General features: G+C 67.0%; 1 pseudogene. It reads right to left on the minus strand.

The window, feature by feature from the left end:
• Positions 1-342: pseudogene (locus EN859_RS36220) on the minus strand (PAS domain-containing sensor histidine kinase); the annotation flags it as partial.

Genomic DNA, 342 nt, shown 5'->3' on the forward strand with positions numbered 1-342 from the left:
CGCTTCTATGCGCTCGGCCAGATGGCGACGCGATTCATATTGCCGGGCGCGCGCCCGCAACCCCGACGCCACCGCTCGCCGCAGAGTCTCCGAGTTCAGTGGACGTTCCAGTACGACCACGTTGCCGAGCCGCTCGAGCGCCTCCAGTCCGCGCGGCGAACGGCGGCCAGTGCCGGTCGCAGCGAGCAGAATGAACGGAAAATCCGACCATGCGGGCTGGTGTTCGAGCCATTCGAATAGACGCGTCGCGCGTTGATCGGCAAGCGCTTCTTCGGCGATCAGTGCGGTGCCCGCGCCCGCATCGAGCGCTTCGGTAAGTGCGTCCGCATCGCGGCAGGCAAG

The organism is Mesorhizobium sp. M00.F.Ca.ET.216.01.1.1, assembly GCF_004010325.2.
GTDB lineage: Bacteria > Pseudomonadota > Alphaproteobacteria > Rhizobiales > Rhizobiaceae > Mesorhizobium.